Source organism: Mesorhizobium sp. M1A.T.Ca.IN.004.03.1.1 (genome assembly GCF_003997555.1).
Lineage (GTDB): Bacteria > Pseudomonadota > Alphaproteobacteria > Rhizobiales > Rhizobiaceae > Mesorhizobium.
The window spans coordinates 1-272 of record NZ_RZTV01000321.1 but is presented as its reverse complement, the minus strand read 5'-3'; the positions used below and the strand labels follow the sequence as shown (position 1 = coordinate 272).

Sequence of the window (272 nt, the reverse complement as noted above, 5' to 3'; positions counted from 1 at the left end):
GTGGCGGCATTCGGCGTCAGCCGCATGACGGCGAACCGGGCGCTGCGGGAGTTGATGTTCGAGGGTGTTCTCAAGCGATCCGCCGGGATCGGAACCTTCGTTTCACCCAAGCACCTCGACGTCGATCTGCTTCAAATCCGCAACATAGCCGACGAAATACTGGAACGGGGCCACAAGCATCAGGCAGCGGTCGTCAAGGCCGGCTTGATGAAGGCGGATGCCAACGTCGCCGATGCGCTTGAACTCATCCTCGGCGCTGAAGTGATGCATTC

1 protein-coding gene is annotated in these 272 nt (G+C 60.3%); it reads left to right on the top strand.

The window, feature by feature from the left end; all coding sequences use genetic code 11:
• Nucleotides 1-272 (top strand): GntR family transcriptional regulator (locus EOD29_RS31830; RefSeq protein ID WP_127248822.1); only part of this gene is annotated, 272 nt, incomplete at both ends.